Annotated in this window: 17 protein-coding genes; 15 read left to right on the top strand and 2 right to left on the bottom strand. The window is 71.4% G+C overall.

Annotated elements, in window-relative coordinates; all coding sequences use genetic code 11:
• The 3 genes from K6I33_RS05140 to K6I33_RS05130 form a co-directional block, all read left to right on the top strand.
• Window positions 1-1,911, top strand: a 1,911-nt coding sequence (locus K6I33_RS05140) for a molybdopterin cofactor-binding domain-containing protein (RefSeq protein ID WP_229348489.1), incomplete at its 5' end; no start/stop codon positions are given.
• Between the two features lie 67 nt (window positions 1,912-1,978).
• On the top strand, window positions 1,979-3,439 hold the full coding sequence (locus tag K6I33_RS05135) for an NCS2 family permease (RefSeq protein WP_229348488.1): 1,461 nt from the start codon (window positions 1,979-1,981) through the stop codon (window positions 3,437-3,439).
• 11 nt (window positions 3,440-3,450) lie between these two features.
• Entirely contained in the window at window positions 3,451-4,587 is a 1,137-nt protein-coding gene (locus tag K6I33_RS05130; RefSeq protein ID WP_229348487.1) for an XdhC/CoxI family protein, read from the top strand.
• A 16-nt stretch (window positions 4,588-4,603) separates the two neighbouring features.
• On the opposite strand, the gene K6I33_RS05125 is transcribed toward K6I33_RS05130, so the two are convergent.
• Window positions 4,604-5,533: a zinc-binding dehydrogenase gene (locus tag K6I33_RS05125; protein WP_229348486.1), complete on the bottom strand. Its 930-nt coding sequence runs from the start codon at window positions 5,531-5,533 to the stop codon at window positions 4,604-4,606.
• Window positions 5,534-5,655: 122 nt separating this feature from the next.
• Between K6I33_RS05125 and K6I33_RS05120 the strand changes: the two genes are divergently transcribed.
• From K6I33_RS05120 to K6I33_RS05065, 12 genes are all read left to right on the top strand, one after another.
• On the top strand, window positions 5,656-6,369 hold the full coding sequence (locus tag K6I33_RS05120; RefSeq protein WP_229348485.1) for a TetR/AcrR family transcriptional regulator: 714 nt from the start codon (window positions 5,656-5,658) through the stop codon (window positions 6,367-6,369).
• Between the two features lie 522 nt (window positions 6,370-6,891).
• Entirely contained in the window at window positions 6,892-9,642 is a 2,751-nt protein-coding gene (gene mgtA, locus K6I33_RS05115; protein ID WP_229348484.1) for a magnesium-translocating P-type ATPase, read from the top strand.
• Window positions 9,643-9,699: 57 nt separating this feature from the next.
• Window positions 9,700-10,503: an MgtC/SapB family protein gene (locus K6I33_RS05110; protein WP_229348483.1), complete on the top strand. Its 804-nt coding sequence runs from the start codon at window positions 9,700-9,702 to the stop codon at window positions 10,501-10,503.
• Between the two features lie 107 nt (window positions 10,504-10,610).
• Window positions 10,611-11,252, top strand: coding sequence for a phosphoribosylanthranilate isomerase (locus K6I33_RS05105; protein WP_229348482.1), 642 nt, complete (start codon window positions 10,611-10,613; stop codon window positions 11,250-11,252).
• A 305-nt stretch (window positions 11,253-11,557) separates the two neighbouring features.
• The gene (locus tag K6I33_RS05100) at window positions 11,558-12,787 is read left to right on the top strand and encodes a hypothetical protein (RefSeq protein WP_229348481.1); all 1,230 of its coding nucleotides are present in this window, start codon (window positions 11,558-11,560) and stop codon (window positions 12,785-12,787) included.
• Between the two features lie 28 nt (window positions 12,788-12,815).
• A complete protein-coding gene (gene pdxH, locus K6I33_RS05095; RefSeq protein WP_229348480.1) occupies window positions 12,816-13,406 on the top strand; it encodes a pyridoxamine 5'-phosphate oxidase in 591 nt (196 codons plus the stop codon).
• A 112-nt stretch (window positions 13,407-13,518) separates the two neighbouring features.
• A complete protein-coding gene (locus tag K6I33_RS05090; protein ID WP_229348479.1) occupies window positions 13,519-14,268 on the top strand; it encodes a B3/4 domain-containing protein in 750 nt (249 codons plus the stop codon).
• Complete coding sequence (locus tag K6I33_RS05085; RefSeq protein ID WP_229348478.1) at window positions 14,265-14,963, top strand: YggS family pyridoxal phosphate-dependent enzyme; 699 nt, start codon at window positions 14,265-14,267, stop codon at window positions 14,961-14,963. Before K6I33_RS05090 ends, K6I33_RS05085 begins: the two co-directional genes overlap by 4 nt.
• Window positions 14,964-15,049: 86 nt before the next feature.
• Entirely contained in the window at window positions 15,050-17,185 is a 2,136-nt protein-coding gene (locus K6I33_RS05080) for an FAD-dependent oxidoreductase (RefSeq protein ID WP_229348477.1), read from the top strand.
• The gene (gene trpD, locus K6I33_RS05075; RefSeq protein ID WP_229348476.1) at window positions 17,169-18,266 is read left to right on the top strand and encodes an anthranilate phosphoribosyltransferase; all 1,098 of its coding nucleotides are present in this window, start codon (window positions 17,169-17,171) and stop codon (window positions 18,264-18,266) included. Before K6I33_RS05080 ends, trpD begins: the two co-directional genes overlap by 17 nt.
• Complete coding sequence (trpC, locus tag K6I33_RS05070) at window positions 18,226-19,017, top strand: indole-3-glycerol phosphate synthase TrpC (protein ID WP_229348475.1); 792 nt, start codon at window positions 18,226-18,228, stop codon at window positions 19,015-19,017. The genes trpD and trpC overlap by 41 nt, the downstream gene beginning before the upstream one ends.
• Before the next feature lie 47 nt (window positions 19,018-19,064).
• Complete coding sequence (locus tag K6I33_RS05065) at window positions 19,065-19,679, top strand: LysE family translocator (protein WP_229348474.1); 615 nt, start codon at window positions 19,065-19,067, stop codon at window positions 19,677-19,679.
• Here the strand turns inward: K6I33_RS05065 and K6I33_RS05060 are convergent.
• Window positions 19,666-20,592, bottom strand: coding sequence for a helix-turn-helix transcriptional regulator (locus K6I33_RS05060; RefSeq protein ID WP_229348473.1), 927 nt, complete (start codon window positions 20,590-20,592; stop codon window positions 19,666-19,668). The two genes, K6I33_RS05065 and K6I33_RS05060, sit on opposite strands and share 14 nt — an antisense overlap.
• Between the last annotated feature and the right edge of the window lie 125 nt (window positions 20,593-20,717).

Genomic DNA, 20,717 nt, shown 5'->3' with positions numbered 1-20,717 from the left:
GGTCCAGGGGGTACCCCCATCGCCCCCCACGTCCCGCACCCCAACATCGTCCACCGCCAGCCCGTCGTCCGCGGCGACGTGGCCGCCCACAAGGACCGCGCCGACGTCGTCGTCACCGGCGAGTACGAAGTCGGCACACAGGACCAGGCGTTCCTCGGCCCCGAGTCCGGGCTCGCCGTACCCGCCGAGGACGGCGGCGTCGACCTCTACATCGCCACCCAGTGGCTCCACGCCGACCTGCGCCAGATCGCCCCCGTCCTCGGCCTGCCCGAGGACAAGGTCCGCATGACGCTCTCCGGCGTCGGCGGCGCCTTCGGCGGCCGCGAGGACCTGTCCATGCAGGCCCACGCCTGCCTGCTCGCGCTGCGCACCGGCCGGCCCGTGAAGATGGTCTACAACCGCTTCGAGTCCTTCTTCGGCCACGTCCACCGCCACCCCGCGAAGCTCCGCTACGAGCACGGGGCGACCCGCGACGGCGACCTCGTCTACGTCACCGCCCGCATCGTGCTGGACGGCGGCGCCTACGCCTCCTCCTCCCCGGCCGTCGTCGGCAACGCCGCCTCCCTGGCCGTGGGCCCGTACGTCGTCGAGCACGTCGACGTCGAGGCGATCGCCCTCTACACCAACAACCCGCCCTGCGGGGCGATGCGCGGCTTCGGCGCGGTCCAGGCGTGCTTCGCCTACGAGGCGCAGATGGACAGGCTCGCGGCCGCGCTGGGCATGGACCCGGTCGGCTTCCGCCGCCGCAACGCCATGGCGCAGGGCGCCGTGATGCCGACCGGCCAGGTCGTCGACTCGCCCGCGCCCGTCGCCGAACTGCTGCGGCGCGTCAAGGCGATGCCGCTGCCACCGGCCCGCCAGTGGGAGTCGGCGGGCGGCGAGCCGGACGTCCGGGCGCTGCCGGGCGGCCTGTCCAACACCACCCACGGCGAGTCGGTCGTCCGGGGCGTCGGCTACGCGGTCGGCATCAAGAACGTCGGCTTCTCCGAGGGCTTCGACGACTACTCCACCGCCCGGGTGCGGCTGGAGGCGGTGGGCGGTGAGGCGGTGGCGACCGTGCACACCGCGATGGCCGAGGTGGGCCAGGGCGGGATCACCGTGCACGCCCAGATCGCCCGGACCGAGCTCGGCGTCGCCCGGGTGACGATCCACCCCGCCGACACCCGTGTCGGCTCCGCCGGGTCCACCTCCGCCTCCCGGCAGACGTACGTCACCGGCGGCGCGGTCAAGCACGCCTGCGAGCTGGTGCGGGAGAGGGTCCTGGAGCTGGGCCGGGCCCGCTTCGGCACCTACCACCCCGCGTGGGCCACCGCCGAACTCCTCCTGGAGGACGGCAAGGTGGTCACCGACGGCGGCGAGGTCCTCGCCACGCTCGTGGACGTCCTGGAGGGCGAGACCGTCGAGGCCGAGGAGGAGTGGCGGCATCGCCCCACGCAGCCCTTCGACCGGCGCACCGGGCAGGGCTTCGGCCACGTCCAGTACTCCTTCGCCGCCCACCGGGCGGTCGTGGAGGTCGACACCGAGCTGGGCCTGGTCAAGGTCGTGGAGCTGGCGTGCGCCCAGGACGTCGGCAAGGCCCTCAACCCGCTGTCCGTGACCGGCCAGATCCAGGGCGGCACGACACAGGGGCTGGGCCTGGCGGTGATGGAGGAGATCGTCGTCGACCCGGTGACCGCGAAGGTCCGCAACCCCTCCTTCACCGACTACCTCATCCCCACCATCCTCGACACGCCCGCCATCCCGGTCGACGTCCTCGAACTCGCCGACGACCACGCCCCGTACGGCCTGCGCGGAGTGGGGGAGGCCCCCACCCTCTCCTCGACGCCGGCCGTCGTGGCGGCGATCCGGCAGGCGACGGGCCTGGCCCTGAACAGGGTCCCGGTCCGCCCGGAACACCTGACGGGCACCTGATCTCCCCTTGCCTCGGGCCGTCCCCCGGGTCACGCAGCCCCCACCGGAACCCTCTGGAGCAGGCACCATGACCCATGCATCCGTGCGGCCGGGGACCACGGCGGAGGAGGCGGGCGCGGGCTCGCGTCCGCCCGCCGGACGGTCCTGGCTCGACCGTTACTTCCACATCTCCGAACGGGGATCGACGCTGGGACGTGAAGTGCGCGGCGGCGTCACCACGTTCATGGCGATGAGCTACATCCTCCTGCTCAACCCGCTGATCCTCTCCGGACCGGACGCCGGGCGGCACACCCTCGCCCGGACGGGCCTGATCACCGCGACGGCCTTCGCGGCAGCGCTGTCCACCCTGCTGATGGGACTGATCGGCAGGGTTCCGCTGGCACTCGCGGCCGGCCTGGGGGTCTCCGGGGTGCTCTCCACCCAGGTCGCGCCCCAGCTGACCTGGCCGCAGGCCATGGGCATGTGCGTCCTCTACGGCGTCGTCATCATGCTGCTCGTCCTCACCGGGCTGCGCGAACGCGTCATGAACGCCATCCCGCTGGAGCTCAAGCACGCCATCACCATGGGCATCGGCATGTTCATCGCCCTGATCGGCCTGGTCAAGGCGGGCTTCGTGCACGCCGCGAAGTCCGGGGGACCGGTCACCCTGGGACCCGCGGGCGAGCTGGCCGGCTGGCCGGTGCTGCTCTTCTCCGTCACCCTGCTGCTGATCTTCATGCTCCAGGCGCGCGATGTGCCCGGCGCGATCCTCATCGGCATCGTGGCGGGCACCGTGCTTGCCGTCGTCGTGAACGCGGCCTTCGACCTCGGCCCCCGCACCTGGCAGAACGGCGCCCCCAGGCTCACCGGCGGGGCCGTCTCCATGCCCGACTTCTCGCTCTTCGGCCAGGTCGAGTTCGGCGGCTGGGGGAAGGTCGGCGGGGTGACCGTGGGGATGATCGTCTTCACTCTGGTGCTGGCCGGGTTCTTCGACGCCATGGCCACGATCATCGGCGTGGGCACCGAGGCCGGACTCGCCGACGAGCGCGGCCGGATGCCCGGACTGAGCCGGGCGCTGCTCGTCGACGGCGCGGGCGGGGCGATCGGCGGAGTGGCCGGGGCCTCGGGCCAGACGGTCTTCGTCGAGTCGGCGACGGGCGTGGGCGAGGGCGCCCGCACGGGCCTGTCGTCCGTCGTCACCGGGCTGTTCTTCACGGCGTGCCTGTTCTTCACGCCCCTGACGAGGATCGTCCCCGGCGAGATCGCCGCGGCGGCGCTGGTCGTCATCGGCGCGATGATGATGAGCCACGCCCGCCACATCGACTGGACGGACCGCGCGGTCGCCATCCCGGTCTTCCTGACGGTGGCGCTGATGCCGTTCACGTACTCCATCACCGTGGGCGTCGGCGGCGGCGTCATCGCCTACACCGTCATCAAGGCCGGGCAGGGCCGCTGGCGCGAGCCCGGCCTCTTCATGTGGGTGCTGACTCTCGTCTTCGCGGGCTACTTCGCCCTGCACCCGATCGAGCAGTGGCTGGGCGTGAAGTAGGGGGTTCTGTCGTGCTGGACATCGCGGACGACCTGCGCCGCTGGTACGCGGAGGGCCGCGAATTCGCGGTGGCCACGGTCGTCGCCGTCCGGGGCAGCGCGCCCCGCCCACCGGGCGCGGCCCTCGCCGTCGACGCCGGGGGAACGGCCGTCGGCTCGGTCTCCGGAGGGTGCGTGGAGGGCGCGGTGTACGAGCTGTGCCGCGAGGCGCTGGAGACCGGGGAGACCCTGCGGGAACGGTTCGGCTACTCGGACGAGGACGCCTTCGCCGTCGGCCTGATGTGCGGCGGCGAGATCGACGTGCTGGTGACCCCGGTACAGCGGAATCCGGTGCTGGCCGAGGCGCTGTCCGCCGCCGCGCGCGGCGAGGCGCTGGCGCTGGCCCGGGTGGTGACGGGCCCGCCCGGCACACCGGGCCGCACCCTGCTCGTACGGCCCGGCGGCCGGGCCGAGGGCTGCCTGGGCGGCGGCCCGGCGCTGGACGCGACGGCGGCCCGGGAGGCGCTGGCCCTGCTGGACGCGGGCCGTACGGGCGCCGTCGACCTCCCCTGTCATGAGGTCCGGCTCCTGGTCGAGTGCAGCGTGCCGCCGCCGCGGATGCTCGTCTTCGGCGCGATCGACTTCGCGGCGGCGCTGGTGCGGGCGGGCAAGTTCCTCGGCTACCACGTGACCGTGTGCGACGCCCGCCCCGTCTTCGCGACACGGGCGCGCTTCCCGGAGGCCGACGAGGTGGCCGTCGACTGGCCCCACCGCTACCTCGACCGGACGGCGGTCGACGCCCGTACGGTCGTCTGCGTCCTCACGCACGACGCGAAGTTCGACGTCCCGCTGCTGGAACGGGCGTTGCGCCTGCCGGTCGCGTACGTGGGCGCGATGGGATCGCGCCGTACGCACGAGGCGCGGCTGGCGCGGCTGCGCGAAGAGGGGCTGACGGACGCCGAATTGGCCCGGCTGCGCTCCCCGATCGGCCTCGACCTCGGCGCCAGGACGCCGGAGGAGACGGCCCTCTCCATCGCAGCGGAAATCATCGCGCTGCGGCGCGGAGGATCGGGGATTCCGCTGACGGGCGGGGGCACGCCGATCCACCACGAGGCGCGGAGCCCGGTGCGTCACCCGGGCCGGAGGAAAGCGGATGCCACCACGGCCTGAGTGCCGGCACCTCGCGTCAGCCGATCTCGAGTACCGCCTTGCCGTGGAGCCGGCGTCCGAGCAGGGCCTCGGCCGCTTCGGCCGCCTTCTCCCAGCTCCCCCGCCAGGAGATCCCCGGGTCGAGGTCACCGGCGGCGACCCGGCTGGCGAGCCAGGACAGGTCGGGGCCGAGGCCGGTGCAGGAGAGCAGGAAGAAGGTGGCGATGGAGCGGTCGTGCCGTCCCTGGTCGCCGAAGAAGGCGCCGACGGGGAAGTGCTCGCTCTCACCCGTCGCGTGTCCCACGGAGACCAGCGTGCCCCTCTCGGCCAGCTTCTCGTAGGCGTCGACGAGCTGCCGTCCGCCCACCAGGTCCACGACACCGTCCACCGGCGCGCCGAGCGCCGCGGGCTCCGCGATCACTTCCTGGGCACCGAGGTCGCGCAGTCCGTCACCGTGCGCCTCCGGGCTCGCGGTGGAGGCGATGACGTGCGCGCCGCCGAGCCGGGCGAGCTGGACGGCGTACCGCCCGACGCCACCGGTGGCCCCGGTGACGAGGATCCGCCTGCCGAGGATCGGGCCCAGGCGGTGCAGGGCGCGCAGGGCGCTGGCGCCCGCGACGGGGATCGTACTGACCGCCCCGGGGTCGGCGCCGGCGGGAACCGTTCCGATCAGATCGGTGTCGACGGCGCGGAGTTCGGCCCAGGCCCCGTCGGGGGCCAGGGTCACCACAGGGGTTCCGGCGGCCGGCCCCGAGCCGTCGGCCGCCGCCCGCTCCACGACGCCGGCCGCGTCCCAGCCGAGAACGGCCCCGTCCGGCGCGTTCTCCAGGCCGTGCCTGATCTCACCGTGGTTGAGGGACGTCGCCGCCACCCGGATCAGCGCCTGATGGGGTGCGGGCGTGGGGTCGGGGACATGACCGGGCCGCAGTCCGGCGGGGGCGGAGCGGTCGACGAGCAGGGCGCGCATGGGTGGGGACCTTTCGGCAGGGCTGAGCGGCGCCTGGAAGCACCGGAGATACTTATGCCACTGAGTGGCATAAGCTTGCAAGTGGCGTTAGCGCCCATGGGCATCTCCAGTACGCTGCCGTCATGGCGGAAACCGAGAAGGAGCGGCTGCCGCTGCGCGAGCGCAAGAAGCTCCGCACCCGGCAGGCGCTGATCGACACGGCCCTGGAACAGTTCACCGAGCACGGCTTCGACGGCACGACCCTCGACGAGCTCTGCGACGCCGTGGACGTCTCCAAGCGCACGTTCTTCCGCTACTTCACGAGCAAGGAAGACGTCGCCATGGCACCGACCCAGGACCTCTGGGCGGCTTTCCTCGACGACCTCGAGACCCGCGACCCGGGCGGCCGTACGCTCCTGGAGACGCTGCAGGACGCGCTGCTCGCCGCCCTGGACCGGATGACGGACGACTGGGCCCGGCGCGTGCTGCTCAGCCGCCGACTCGCCGAGAGGACACCCTCGATGGGCGCGCACGGCCTCCACTTCTGCGACCGCACCTGCCGCGCCGCACTCGCCGTCCTCCGCCGCAGGCTCGACCTCGGCGCCACGGGAGACCCGCGCCCGCGGCTCGCACTGGATGTCCTGATCGCCGCGTTCCACTGCGCGCTGGCCACCTGGACGTCACGTCCGGGCACCCCCGCGCGCGCCGCCCTCGCGGCCGACCTGCGCGAGGTGTTCGCCGCCGTACCCGGCAGCCTGACGCTGGCCGCGGCGCCGCGACAGGCGGGGCAGGCTGCCCGGCCGAGGGCCAGCGTCACCAACTCGGCCTGGTCCTCCGACTCCTCTACCTCCTCGTAGGCAGGGAGGAAGGCGTCGCTTGCGCGCGCTGCCGCCCCGGCGCGCTTTACGCGCCCATTGCCCGCACATGGTCGACACCAGTGACACCTGTGGCATGCTGGGTGCCGAAGGTGCCGTTCCGGCCCGCTTCGGCGTGTGCGTCGGCGGCACCAGCGCTGTCCGTACGAGCGAGGAGGTGATCGGGATGACCAGTCGGAGTCCCGAGGGAAGTCCTCGCCACAGCGCACCTCTCCCGCGCACGGCCCGTTGACGCCGTTTTTCCGCTGACACACAGGCCGTTCGCCCCTCGGTGACAGACCGCTCGTGGTTTGTTCGCTGTCGCGTGTGATTCCCCTTTCTCATCGGCCACTTCCGGCCGCGTTTCTCTCCGCCTGAACCCGCGGACACGGGTGATTTCCGCTGCCCTCCGCGCGCCAGGCCGTCCTATCTCCACGCCCACTTTTCCGTGCCCACGGCGCGGCGCGGCCGCGCGCCCCTGCGCGCCACGCCGCCATGCCGTCATGCCCGGAGAGAGGTTCCGCCATGACCAACACCACCCTCACCCCCCAGAAGCTCGCGCCGCCGGGCGGCCGTACCCGCCGTGAGCGCAAGGCCGCCGAGCTGGAGGCCGGCACCCGTGCCGTCGCCGGGCGGCTCGCCCGGTTCAGCGCGCTGCCCGGGTCCCAGGTGCTCCAGGACGTCCGCGCCACCCCGCAGGGGCTGCGGCAGGACGAGGCCGAGGAGCGTCTGGAGCGCGACGGCGCGAACGTCGTCGCCCACGACCGCGGCCCCCGCTGGTACGCACAGCTGGCCAAGGCCTTCTGGAACCCGTTCATCCTGATCCTGACCGCGCTCGTCGTGATCATGTACGCCCAGTGGCTGCAGGTCGCCGACGAGGAGCCCTTCGACCCCAAGATCCCCATCCTCGGGGCGATGGTGCTGATCAGCGGCCTGCTGCGGTTCTGGCAGGAGTACCGGTCCGCCGCCTCCGCCGCCGCGCTGCGGGCGCTGGTCACCACCACCACGGCCGTCCAGCGCCGGGCCGGGCGGGACGCCGCGCCCGCCACCGTGGAGATCCCCATGGACCGGGTCGTCAAGGGCGACGTCGTCCGGCTGGCCGCCGGTGACCTCGTCCCCGCCGATCTGCGGCTGCTCACGGCCAAGGACCTCATGATCAGCCAGGCCGCGCTCTCCGGGGAGTCGCTGCCCGCGCCCAAGGCCGACACGCGTACGCACGACTACGGGCAGTCCACGACCACCGACCCCGTCGAGGCCGACAACCTCGCCCTCATGGGCACCTCCGTCACCTCCGGCACCGCCACCGGCGTGGTCGTGGCCACCGGCGCCGACACCTACTTCGGCTCGATGGCCGGTTCCCTCGTCGGCGAGCGGCCCGAGACCAGCTTCGACACGGGCGTGAAGAAGGTCAGCTACCTGCTGATCCGCTTCATGCTGGTCATGGTCCCGCTGGTCTTCGCGATCAACGGTTTCACCAAGGGCGACTGGGCCGAGGCCTTCACCTTCGCGATCGCCGTGGCCGTCGGCCTCACCCCCGAGATGCTGCCGATGGTCGTCACCACCAACCTGGCGCGCGGCGCGGTCACCATGTCCCGCCACAAGGTCGTCGTCAAGCGCCTCAACGCCATCCAGAACCTCGGCGCCATGGACGTGCTCTGCACGGACAAGACCGGCACCCTCACCGAGGACCGCATCGTCCTCGACCGCTACCTCGACGTCCGGGGCGGCGAGGACAGCGAGGTCCTGGAGTACGCCTACCTCAACAGCCACTTCCAGACCGGGCTGCGCAATCTGCTGGACCAGGCCGTCATCGACCGTGTGCTCGAAGCCGAGGAGGTTGTCGTCGACGCCCGTTTCACGATGGTCGACGAGATCCCCTTCGACTTCGCCCGCCGCCGGATGTCGGTCGTGCTGGCCCGGAAGGAACTCACTGGGTCCGCCGCCGAGCACGCGGTTGGCGAACACTGCCTCATCACCAAGGGCGCCGTCGAGGAGGTCCTCGGCCTGTGCACCCATATGACCGACCGCGGCGTCCGCGTCCCGCTCACCGACGCGCTGCGCCGTGAGGCGGCCCTGACCGCCGAGGCCAACAACCGGCTCGGCCTGCGCGTCCTCGCCGTCGCGACCCGTACGACGCCCGCCGAGAGCGAGACGTACACGGTCGCCGACGAGGCGGAGCTCACCCTCATCGGCTTCCTCGCCTTCCTCGACCCGCCGAAGAAGGACGCCGCCCAGGCCCTCCAGGCGCTCGCCGACAACGGCATCGCCGTCAAGGTCGTCACCGGTGACAACGAGCTGGTCGCCGCCCGGGTCTGCGCGGACGTCGGCATCGACGTCGGCCGTGTCGTCACCGGAGCGGAGATCGACGGGCTGGACGACGCCGCGCTGCGCGAGCTGACGGCCACGACCACCGTCTTCGCCAAGGCGAACCCCGTGCAGAAGGCCCGGATCGTCCGCGCCCTCCAGGCCGAGGGCCACACCGTCGGCTTCCTCGGCGACGGCATCAACGACGCCGCCGCGCTGCGCGACGCCGACGTCGGCATCTCCGTCGACACGGCCGTCGACATCGCCAAGGAGTCCGCCGACATCATCCTGCTGGAGAAGGACCTCATGGTCCTGGAGCAGGGCGTCCTCCAGGGCCGGCAGACCTTCGGCAACACCATCAAGTACATCAAGATGACGGCCTCCTCGAACTTCGGGAACGTCTTCTCCGTCCTGGTCGCCTCCGCCTTCATCCCCTTCCAGCCGATGCTGGCCATGCAGCTGCTCGTGCAGAACCTCGCGTACGACATCTCGCAGCTGGCCACGCCCTGGGACCGGATGGACAAGGAGTACCTGCGCGAGCCCCGCGCCTGGGACGCCAAGGGCATCGGCCGCTTCATGCTCGTCCTCGGGCCCACCAGCTCCGTCTTCGACATCACCACCTACCTGCTGATGTGGCACGTCTTCGGGGCGAACAGCGAGGCGCACCAGGCGCTCTTCCAGTCCGGCTGGTTCGTCGAGGGCCTGCTGACCCAGACCCTGGTCGTCCATATGCTGCGCACCCGGAAGATCCCCTTCGTGCGGTCCCGGGCCACCGCGCCCGTGCTGGTGATGACCGCGCTGATCATGGCGTTCGGCATCTGGGTGCCGTTCTCCCCGCTCGCCGGGGTGCTCGGGATGCAGGCGCTGCCCCTGACGTACTTCCCGTGGCTGGCCGGCACCCTGCTCGCCTACTGCCTGCTGACCCAGGGGGTGAAGACCTGGTACATCCGCCGGTTCAACACCTGGCTCTGAGCGGCCGATAAGAGGGCCGACAAGAGATCGACACAACGGACACAGGAGGGGCGGATCATGGCCATGGTTCACGAGTGGCAGCTCGCGGCCAACATCGGGGCCGGACTGGGCTTCGGTGCGATCATCGGGCTGGAGCGACAGTGGCGGGCCAGAATGGCGGGGCTGCGCACCAACGCGCTCGTCGCCGCCGGATCCGCCCTCTTCGTCCTGCTCTCCACCTACGGCTTCAGCAGCGCCACCAGCACCTCCGGCTACGACGGCTCGCGCGTCGCCGCGCAGATCGTCTCCGGCATCGGTTTCCTCGGCGCGGGCGTCATCATGCGCGACGGACTCAGCGTGCGCGGCCTCAACACCGCCGCCACCCTGTGGTGTTCGGCCGCCGTCGGCGCCCTCGCCGGGACCGGGCTGTACGTCCTCGCGGCCCTCGGCACGGTCGGGGTGGTGGGCGCCAACACCCTGCTGCGCCCGCTCGCCCGGGGCCTGGACCGGGGGGCGCACGGCGGGGCCGAGGTGGTCACCGACTACCACTTCGAGGTGGTCTGCACCGAGCCCGAGGAGGCGCATGTGCGGACGCTCGTCGTCCAGGCCGTGACCCGGCCCGGCTTCACCCTGCGCTCGGTGCACAGCCGGGACGCGGAGACGGCGGGGAAGGTGACGGTCGCGGCCGAGCTCAGCACCGAGCGCCGGGACGACAGCCTCCTGGAGGAGGCGGTCAGCAGGCTCTCGCTGGAGCCCGCCGTCTCCGCCGTCAGCTGGACCGTGCTGCACGGCCCGGACGACGACGACAACGGCGGTGACGACGACTACGCGGCGGGGCGCCGGGCCAGGCGCCGGGTGCGGAACCTCTTCACCGGCCGGTGACGACCGGCGGTGGCCGTGCAAGGAGCCGTCCGGCCCTGTGCGCCCGGGTGCGGGGTGCTGTACGTTCGCGGGTGGTCCGGCGATGGGAGTGTTTCAGCGTGACTGGCGTGAACGGTTCGAGCGCGTCGGAGGCGTCGCGTACGCCGCTGTTCGTCAAGATCTGCGGGCTGCGCACGGCCGGGGACGTGGACACGGCGGTCGAGGCCGGGGCCGACGCCATCGGCTTCGTCTTCGCGCCGGGCGGCCCGCGCACGGTGGACCCCGCCCTCGCCCGTTCGCTGGCCGAGCGGGTGCCCGGGCATGTGCTGACCGTGGGGGTCTTCCGCTGCCAGCCCGTGGCCGAGGTCCGGGCGCTGGCCCGGGCCGCGGGCGTCCGGGCCGTACAGCTCCACGGCGACGAGGGGGCCGGGCACTACGCGGAGCTGCGGCCCGACGGCTGGACCCTGATCCGCGCCACCTCCTGCCACGGCGAGCCGCCGGTCCTGGGCGAGCTGGGGGAGGACCTCCTCCTGCTCGACGCCCCGGCCCCCGGCTCCGGCGAGCCGTGGGACTGGTCTGCCGGGAGCTTCACCCCGCCGGCGGGCCGCTGGATCCTCGCCGGCGGGCTCAACCCCGGGAACGTGGCAGACGCCATCCGCACCACGGCCCCCTGGGGCGTGGACGTCTCCAGTGGTGTGGAGGCGCGGCGCGGAGTAAAGGACCCGTATTTGATCAGGGAGTTCCTGCAGGTCACCCGCTCGGTGGAATGATTCCGGCCGTCGGGTCAGGGCCAACTCCGGCCCACGCGTGTAGACTTCGAACGCCAGCGCGGTGAGCGAACGCCTGTCCTGGCATATCCCCCTGACAACCTTCCACAGCATCGCGGCGCCCTCGACGCGCCGCGCGGTTCCGGCCTGTCCGTGAACCGGCAGCTCACGATCTCCAGCACCCGAGAACCTCGCACCACCTTGCACTTCTGCACATCCGTGTACGGCAAGAGCGTCGGTCAGGAACTTCGGTATCCAGAGAGTGAGGCGGCGAAATGTCCGCGAACGACTGTCAGAGCGACTGTAAATTGACCGGTACCTGGCTCGGTGAGGTCGATCTGCGACCGATCGCCGAACGCGTGGGGACACCGGTCTTCCTCTACAGCGAAGCACAGATCGTCAAGAACATAGGACGCATCCAGAGCGCCGCCGAGGCGGCCGGGATCGGCTCCCGCGTCGAGCTCTACGTCCCCTTCTTCCCCAATTCCAACCCCCATGTCCTGCGGCCCTTCCAGGACCTGGGCGTGGGCGTCCTGCTCCAGCTGCCGAGCGAGTACCAGCTCCTCAAGAAGTTCGGCTTCGACAAGTTCATCGTCTCCCCCGGCCATGTCTCCGACGACGAGATCAGCTTCTGGGACCGGGCGGGCCACCCCACCTTCCTCTCCAGCCTGGACGAGGTCTCCCACTCGCTGCGCAACGACGCCCCCTCGATCAGCGTCCGGATCGACAGCCTCGAGTCCGGGAAGCCCGGCATCAAGCTCAGCGAGCTGAAGAACCTGTCCGACCTGCTGGAACGGCACGGGCGCGATCTGGACTGCCTCGAGGTCTACTGCGGAAGCGGCAACTCCCTCGATGACATGGTCGGCATCATCGAGACGATGTTCACCATCTTCCGGACCCACTTCCCCAAGGCCCACTCCATCAACTTCGCGGGCGGCCACGGCTTCGTCTACGAGAAGTGGGACGAGACGGAGAAGCACTTCGACTGGGGCCAGTACTTCAAGGCGCTGCGGGCGAGCGCCGACCGGATGGGCATCCCGGAGGACGTGAAGTTCCTCTTCGAGCCGGCCCGGGACGTGCTGGCCGACACCGGGGCCCTCCTGCTCAGCGTGGAGCGCAACGTCATCACCAACTCCGTCGGCAGCCTCGTCGTCACCGACGGCTCCCGGATGCTGATGCCCTCGGCCCAGCTCCGCGACCGCCGCCACAACGTGGTCTTCCTCGACGGGGACATGAAGGAGATTCCCGCGGGCACCGGCGGTGTCGACGCGGCGCTGCGCGGCCGCAGCATCCTGCGCCACGACTACATCCTGCCCGGCGAGTACCGGGTGCCCGAGGGCGTCGACGCCCGCAGCCACATGCTGATCCTCGACGTCGGCGCCTACTGCGCCACGCAGCACATGGAATTCCTCAACATCCCGCCGGCGGCGGAGGTCCTCGTGGACACCGCCGGAGCGCCGCACCTGGTCACCGCCCGCGGTGGCGACCTCGACAAGTGGCGCCATCTGCTCGACGAGAAGCAGGCCGTGAAGCTCTAGCGCGCGTTCTTCGGGAGGGATGAGTTCCGTGCACGAACTGAACGCCCCCATCGAACTGTTCCGCGAATGGTTCCGGGACGCCGAAGCCAGTGAAGTGAACGACCCCAACGCCATGTCGATCGCCACCACCGACGCCGACGGACTGCCCGACGTCCGCATCGTGCTGCTCAAGGGGTTCGACGCCGACGGCTTCGTCTTCTACACCAACAGCAGGTCGCAGAAGGGCCGGGAGCTCGCCGGCAACATGCGGGCCGCCGGCGCCCTCCACTGGAAGTCCCTGCGCCGCCAGGTGCGCTTCCGGGGCCCGGTCGAGCAGGTCACCGACGCCGAGGCCGACGCCTATTTCGCGTCACGCGCCCGGGACAGCCGCATCGGCGCCTGGGCCAGCCTCCAGTCCCGGCCGCTGGCCGACCGCGCCGAGCTGGAGGCCGCCGTGGCCCGCGAGACCGCCCGCTTCGGCGACGGCGAGGTACCGCGCCCGCCGCACTGGCTCGGCTACCGGGTCCGGCCCGTCTACGTCGAGTTCTGGACCGAAAAACCGTTCCGGCTGCACGACCGGCTGATATTCACGAGGGAGAAGCCGGAGGACGAGTGGGACCGGAAGCGGTTCTACCCGTAGCGGGCACCACCCGCGGGGCGCCGGCCCGTGGCACCGTCCCCGGACGGCGGCCACCGGCGGCGCCGCCCTCCGGCCCCACCGGTCCACCCGTACAGCGAGCAAGGACAGAACCATGTACTTCACGCATGCCGATCCGGTCTGGAACGCCCACCCGAGCCTGCGCGCGGTCACCCTGGCCGTCGACGGCGTCCTCGGGACGACAAGCGGCCACGAGAGCGGCCGGGAGCGCCGGGAGGCCCTCACCACGCGCGTCGAGGAGCGGCTGGCCGCGGCGAGCGAGTCCGCGATGCCGGAGATCGCCGCCTGGCGCGAGGCGTTCTCCAGGATGGGGCTCAAGCCCACCCAGTACCGGTGCGCCTCGGAGGCGCTGCTCCGGCGCTACCGCAAGGAGCGGAACCTGCCGGGCTTCCACCCGCTGGTCGACTACCTCAACGTCGTCTCGATGGCCTTCGCCATCCCCATCGCCGTCTTCGACCTCGACAAGGTCACGGACGGCATCACGGTCCGCCACGCCGACGGCTCGGAGGTCCACCGGACCTTCCAGGGCGGGACCGAGCACCCCGCCCTCGAGGAGATCGTCTTCACGGACGCGGCGGGCCACGCGCACTCCCGGCGCTGGACCTTCCGTCAGAGCGCCCTGTCGGTGGTCTCCAAGGAGACGGACCGCGCGCTGATCGTGGCGGAGGCGCTCCACCCCACGGCCGCCGAGGACCTCGCGGCGCTGGAGCGGGAGCTGACGGCGGGGCTGCCGGAGGCCGGGGTCCGGATCGCGGCGTCCCGGCGGATCGACGCGACCGACCGCCGGCTCGAGTTCTTCTCCGCGCGAGGAGATTCCGCGCGAGGAGATGAGGAGACAGCATGAATCCGACCCCCGACCCCACAGCCGGTCTCGAGAACGTACGACACGCCGTCGCCGAGGCCTGCGCGCGAGCGGGCCGCGAGCCCGGCTCGGTGACGCTCGTCGCCGCGTCCAAGACCGTGCCCGCCGACGTGCTGGAGCGGACCATCGAGGCCGGCCACCTGGTCTTCGGCGAGAACCGGGTGCAGGAGGCCAAGGCCAAGTGGCCGGAGCTCCGGAGCCGATGTCCGGACCTCGAACTGCACCTGATAGGGCCGCTCCAGAGCAACAAGGCCCGGGAGGCGGTGGCGCTGTTCGACGTCATCCACTCCGTCGACCGGCCGAGCATCGCCGTGGCGCTGGCGCGCGAGTGCGCCCGGCAGGACCGTAAGCCCAGGCTGTTCGTCCAGGTCAACACGGGCAAGGAGCCGCAGAAGGCCGGTGTGCTGCCGGACGACGCGGACGCCTTCCTCACCGACTGCCGGGAGACCCACGGCCTGGACGTCGTAGGGCTGATGTGCATCCCGCCGGCTGATGAGCCACCGGAGCCGCACTTCTCGATGCTGGCGGAGATCGCGGCCCGCAACGGTCTGGAGCTGCTCTCCATGGGCATGAGCACGGACTTCGCCACGGCCGTCGAGTACGGCGCCACGCATGTGCGCGTGGGCAGCGCGATCTTCGGATCCAGGCCACCGCTGAATCCTTCCGCCACGGCCTGAGGAGCACCCGGGCGGCCCGGTCATCACCATGACCGGGCCGCCCGGCATGACCGCCCCGTCCCACGACGCCCCGCATGGAGACGTACATGCCCCGCCGTCCCGCCCGCTACGACATCCTCTTCGAACCCGTACGGATCGGCCCGGTCACCGCGAAGAACCGCTTCTACCAGGTACCCCACTGCAACGGCATGGGCCGGGCCTTTCCCAGCTCGATGGCCGCGATGCGCGGCGTGAAGGCCGAGGGGGGCTGGGGCGTCGTCGTCACCGAGCAGTGCGACGTCCACCACTCCGGCAACCACCAGCGGGAGATCAGGATCTGGGACGAGAAGGACCTCCCCTATCTCTCCCGGGCCACCGACGAGATCCACCGCCACGGCGCCCTCGCCGGCGTCGAACTCGCCCACAACGGCTCCTACGTCGGCAATCTGGAGAGCCGGACCATACCGGTCGCCCCGAGCCTGAAGGCCGTCCGGGGCAACCTCCCCATCACCGCCCGGGCCATGGACAAGGACGACATCCGCGCCGTCCGCCGCTGGCACCGCACGGCCGCACTCAACGCCAGGCGCGCGGGCTTCGACATCGTCTACATCTACGCGGGCCACGACATGACGCTGCCCGTCCACTTCCTCTCCCGGCGCCACAACCACCGCACCGACGAATACGGCGGCAGCCTCGCGAACCGCGCCCGGCTGTTGCGCGAGCTCATCGAGGACGCCAAGGAGGCCGTCGGCGACACCTGCGCCGTCGCCGTCCGCTTCGGCGTCGACGAGCTGATGGGACCGCGCGGCATCGGAGCCGAGGACGAGGGGCGCGAGGTCGTCGAGATGCTCGCCGAGCTCCCCGACCTCTGGGACGTCAACCTCAGCAACTTCGACAACGACGGCCAGACCTCCCGGTTCAGCCACGAGGGCTTCCAGCAGGACTACGTCAAGTTCGTGAAGAGCGTCACCAGCAAACCGGTCGTCGGCGTCGGCCGGTTCACCTCGCCCGACACCATGGTCTCCATGGTCAAGGGCGGCACCCTCGACCTCATCGGCGCGGCCCGCCCCTCCATCGCCGACCCCTTCCTGCCCCGGAAGATAGAGGAAGGCCGCTTCGACGACCTCCGCGAGTGCATCGGCTGCAATATCTGCGTCGCCGGGGACAAGGCGAGCGTGCCGATGCGCTGCACCCAGAACCCCACCATGGGCGAGGAGTGGCGGCGCGGCTGGCACCCCGAGTACATCCCGCCCAAGGACACCGACGACACCGTCCTCGTCGTCGGCGCGGGCCCCGCCGGCCTGGAGGCCGCCCGCGCCCTGGGCCAGCGCGGCTACGACGTGCTGCTCGCCGACCGCCGCCGCGAACTGGGCGGCCGCGTCACCCTGGAGAGCCGGCTGCCGGGGCTGGGGGAGTGGGCGCGGGTGCGCGACTGGCGGCTCACCCAGCTGCGCCGCATGCCCAACGTCCAGCTGCTGCCGGACAACGAGATCACCGCCGGGATGGCCCTGGAGGCCGAGTGCTCGCTCGTCGCCGTCGCCACCGGCGCCGCGTGGCGGGCGGACGGCGTGGGCCGCTACCACCACTTCCCCGTGGAGACACCGGCGGAGACGCCTGTGTTCACCCCGGACGACATCATGGCCGGCCGGCTGCCGTCCGGCCGGGTCGTCGTCTTCGACGACGACCACTACTACATGGGCGGGGTGATCGCCGAGCGTCTCGCCGAGCAGGGCTGCGAGGTCACTTTCGTCACGCCCGACAGCCTGGTGTCGTCGTTCACGCAGCTCACGGCGGAGCAGAAGCGCGTCCAGCGGCGGGTGATGGAGAAGTGCGCCGCCGTGCACACATCGACGGCGCTCCTGCGCGCCGAGCCCGGCGTCGCCCGGCTGGCCTGTGTGTACACGGGCCGGGAAACGGTCGTGACCGCCGACGCCCTCGTCCTCGTCACCGGCATGGTGCCGTGCGACGAGCTGTACACCGCCCTGCGCGCCCACGGCGAGGACGTCCTGGGCGCGGCGGGCATCCGGCGCGTCGTCCGGCTGGGCGACTGCCTGGGCCCGGGGATCATCGCGGCGGCCGTCCACAGCGGCCATCTCTTCGCCCGCACCCTGGACACCGCGATCACGGACGAGACGCCCTACCGGCGCGAGAACGTCGAGCTCGACTGGGACCAGCCGCTGCCGGCGAGCAGCGGCGGCACATGGCGACGGGAGGAGAGGCAGGGGTATGGACGGCAGCGCTGACGACGCCCGCTTCGAGGAGTTCAAGGACCTGGTCCGCACGGTGGCCACCGGTGCCACGCTCACCCGCGAGGAGTCGGCCCGCGCCTTCGAGCTGATGATGGCGGGCCGGGCGACGCCCTCCCAGATGGGCGGGCTGCTGATGGCGATGCGGATGCGCGGCGAGACCGTGGAGGAGATCACCGGCGGGGTGATCGCCATGCGGGCGAGGATGCGCGGGGTGAAGGCGCCGCCCGGGGCGATGGACCTCCTCGGCACGGGCGGTGACGCGTCCGGCTCGTACAACATCTCCACCTGCGCGGCGCTCGTCGTCGCGGGGGCGGGCGTACCCGTGGCCAAGCAGGGCAACCGGGCGCTGTCGTCGCGCAGCGGCGCGGCGGACGTGCTGCGCGCGCTGGGCGTCCGGATCGACCTGCGGCCCGAGGACGTGGGGCGCTGCGTGGCGGAGGCCGGGATCGGCTTCATGTTCGCTCCCGACCACCACCCGGCGACGGGGCACGTCCATCCCACCCGGGTCGAGCTCGGCACCCGCACCGTCTTCAACCTGATGGGCCCGCTGACCAACCCGGCGGGCGTACGGCGCCAGATGGTGGGCGTGTTCGCCGAGGAGTGGGTCGAGCCGCTGGCCCGGGTGCTGGGCGAACTCGGCTCGGAGCGCGCCTTCGTCGTCCACGGCTCCGACGGTCTCGACGAGATCACCACCACCGGGCCCACCACCGTCGCCTCGCTGGAGAACGGCACGGTGCGGGTCTTCCGGGTGAGCCCGGAGGACGTCGGACTGCCGCGCGTCTCCCCGGAGTCGCTCAAAGGCGGGGACGCGCGGGCCAACGCGGAGGCGCTGCGCGGCGTCCTTACGGGGGAGAGGGGGCCGTACCGCGACATCGCGGCGTTCAACGCCGCGGCGGCGCTCGTGGTCGGCGGCCGGGCGAAGGACCTGAAGGACGGCATGGGGATCGCCACGGAGTCGATCGACTCCGGGGAAGCGCACCGCAGGCTGGAACGGCTGATCACGGAGTCCAACCGAAACGAAGGAGTGTGGACGGATGCCCGGCTTTCTCTCCAGGATCGAGACGGCCAAGCGTGAGGAGATCGCTGCCGCGAAGCGCGACCATCCCCTCGCGGCCCTCGAACGCGAGGCGGCGGCCGCCCCGGCCCCGCGCGGCTTCCTGACGGCCGTCGAACGCCGCGTGGCCCGGGGCGAGTACGCCCTGCTCGCCGAGATCAAGAAGGCGAGCCCGTCCAAGGGCCTCATCCGCGCCGACTTCGACCCGCCGCTCATCGCCCGCGCCTACGAGGCCGGGGGCGCGGCCTGTCTGTCGGTGCTGACCGACACCCCGTCCTTCCAGGGCGGCCCGGACCACCTGAAAGCGGCGCGGGAGGCGACGGGCATCCCCGTTCTCCGCAAGGACTTCCTGTACGACCCGTACCAGGTCGTCCAGGCCCGTGCCTGGGGCGCCGACGCCGTCCTGATCATCATGGCGGCGGTCGACGACGCGGCGGCGAAGGACCTGGAGGACACCGCGTTCGACCTCGGCATGGACGTCCTGGTCGAGGTGCACGACGAGGCGGAGCTGGAGCGGGCCACCCGCCTGCGCTCCCGCCTCCTCGGCATCAACAACCGCGACCACCACACCTTCGAGACGACGCTCGCCACGAGCGAACGGCTGGCGCCGAAGGTGCCGAAGGACCGGGTGATCGTCGGGGAGAGCGGCCTGTCCACCCCCGCCGACCTGGCCCGCCTCGCCCAAGTGGGCATCTCCGCCTTCCTGGTGGGCGAGAGCCTCATGCGCACTCCGGACATCGAGGCGGCGACGCGGGCGCTCCTGACCCGGTAGAAACGTATCGTCACTCGACACAGACAGCAGCAAGAGGAGTATGGCCCGTGGGCATCGAATTCCTGGTCACGTCCTTAATCGTGACCGCCTCACCCGGCACCGGCGTTCTCTACACGCTGGCCACCGGTCTCTCGCGCGGCTTCCGCCCGAGCATCGTGGCCGCGTTCGGATGCACCCTGGGCATCGTTCCCCACATGGCGGCCACCATCATGGGCCTGGCCGCCCTGATGCACACCAGCGCCCTGGCCTTCCAGACCTTCAAGTTCCTGGGCGTCGCCTATCTGCTCTACGTCGCCTGGAACACCTGGCGCGACCGGGGCACCCTGAGCGTGGAGGAGCAGGCGGGCGAGCCGCCGTCCCCGGGGCGGGTGATCTGGACGGGCATCCTGCTCAACATCCTCAACCCCAAGCTGACCATCTTCTTCCTGGCCTTCCTCCCGCAGTTCGTCAGCGCGGACGAGGCGAACCCGGTGCCGCGCATGATCGAGCTGAGCGCGGTCTTCATGCTGATGACCTTCGTCATCTTCGTGGGCTACGGGCTGCTCGCGGCCTCGGTCCGCGACCACGTCATCTCCCGGCCCAAGGTCATGACGTGGATGCGGCGCACCTTCGCGGGGGCGTTCGTGGCCCTGGGCGCCAAGCTGGCGTTCACCAACATCTGAGAGGGTTCCCCGCGGCGGACTCCGCCCCCCTGGCCCCAGGGGGCGCGGTGACCGCCGGCCGCGCCTCCAGCAGCCGTTCCAGCCGGCGCCGCGCCTCGAAGCCCTCCCGGGGCAGATGGACGGTCACCCGCAGGTCGTGCCGGCTGGAGGGGTGGAGCACCAGATGGTCGAAGGTCATCTCGCCCAGCACCGGATGGAGCACGGCCTTCGTGCCGTTCGACTCCTTGCGCACATCGTGCTGGTCCCACAGCTTCGCGAACTCCGGGCTCCGTGCGTTGAGCTCGCCCGCGATGGCGGTGAACCGCCCGTCATCCGGATAGGCCGCGGCCGACCCCCGGAAATCGGCCACGACCTGCGGCGCCAATGTGTCCCAGTTCGCAAAGAACGACCGGTACTTGGCGTCCGTGAAGAAGGAGATCAGGCAGTTCTGCCCGTATCCCCGCAGTCCGAAAACCGCCTGTGCCGACTCGTTGATGATGACGAAATTCCACCAACGGTCCAGAACATAGGCGGGATAAGGGGACCAGGCGTCCACCAGCCGCTCCAGCTCGTGCATCAGCGGGGAGTTCTCGAGGATCTTCTCCTCCGGCGGTTTGAGCCCGACCAGCTGATAGAGATAGGCCCGTTCGGCGTGGTCCAGGCGCAGGACGCGACTGATCGACTCGACTACCGAGTCCGACACATTGATCGTTCGTCCCTGTTCGAGCCAGGTGTACCAGGAGACTCCTATACCGGCGAGGGTGGCGACCTCCTCGCGGCGCAGACCGGGCGTTCGCCGTAGTCCCCGTCCCGGAAGGCCGACGTCCTCCGGCCGCACCCTGGCACGGCGCGAACGCAGGAACGCCCGCAGCTCCTCCCGCCGCAAAGGCGCCTGCTCCGTTCGGTGGGCTGCTGTCGTGTGGGTGGTGGTCATGACACCACCATAAGTTGGCTCTACTCATGTCCGGGCAATACCGCGGACGATGGTGGGCGTGGTCAACCACCCGCCCCGCGCGGAAAGCCGCCCAACCCCCGAAGGTGGCTTCTCGCGCGGGGTGG

It is taken from the genome of Streptomyces sp. UNOB3_S3, assembly GCF_020740895.1.
GTDB lineage: Bacteria > Actinomycetota > Actinomycetes > Streptomycetales > Streptomycetaceae > Streptomyces.
Note: the sequence above shows the minus strand (reverse complement) of the source record. Positions and strands in the feature narration are given on the sequence as shown.

Coding starts and splice junctions, on each gene's coding strand:
- K6I33_RS05135 (WP_229348488.1), top strand. CDS start 1,979: ATGACCCATGCATCCGTGCGGCCGGGGACCACGGCGGAGGAGGCGGGC.
- K6I33_RS05125 (WP_229348486.1), bottom strand. CDS start 5,533: ATGCGCGCCCTGCTCGTCGACCGCTCCGCCCCCGCCGGACTGCGGCCC.
- K6I33_RS05120 (WP_229348485.1), top strand. CDS start 5,656: ATGGCGGAAACCGAGAAGGAGCGGCTGCCGCTGCGCGAGCGCAAGAAG.
- mgtA (WP_229348484.1), top strand. CDS start 6,892: ATGACCAACACCACCCTCACCCCCCAGAAGCTCGCGCCGCCGGGCGGC.
- K6I33_RS05110 (WP_229348483.1), top strand. CDS start 9,700: ATGGCCATGGTTCACGAGTGGCAGCTCGCGGCCAACATCGGGGCCGGA.
- K6I33_RS05090 (WP_229348479.1), top strand. CDS start 13,519: ATGTACTTCACGCATGCCGATCCGGTCTGGAACGCCCACCCGAGCCTG.
- K6I33_RS05085 (WP_229348478.1), top strand. CDS start 14,265: ATGAATCCGACCCCCGACCCCACAGCCGGTCTCGAGAACGTACGACAC.
- K6I33_RS05080 (WP_229348477.1), top strand. CDS start 15,050: ATGCCCCGCCGTCCCGCCCGCTACGACATCCTCTTCGAACCCGTACGG.
- trpD (WP_229348476.1), top strand. CDS start 17,169: ATGGACGGCAGCGCTGACGACGCCCGCTTCGAGGAGTTCAAGGACCTG.
- trpC (WP_229348475.1), top strand. CDS start 18,226: ATGCCCGGCTTTCTCTCCAGGATCGAGACGGCCAAGCGTGAGGAGATC.
- K6I33_RS05060 (WP_229348473.1), bottom strand. CDS start 20,592: ATGACCACCACCCACACGACAGCAGCCCACCGAACGGAGCAGGCGCCT.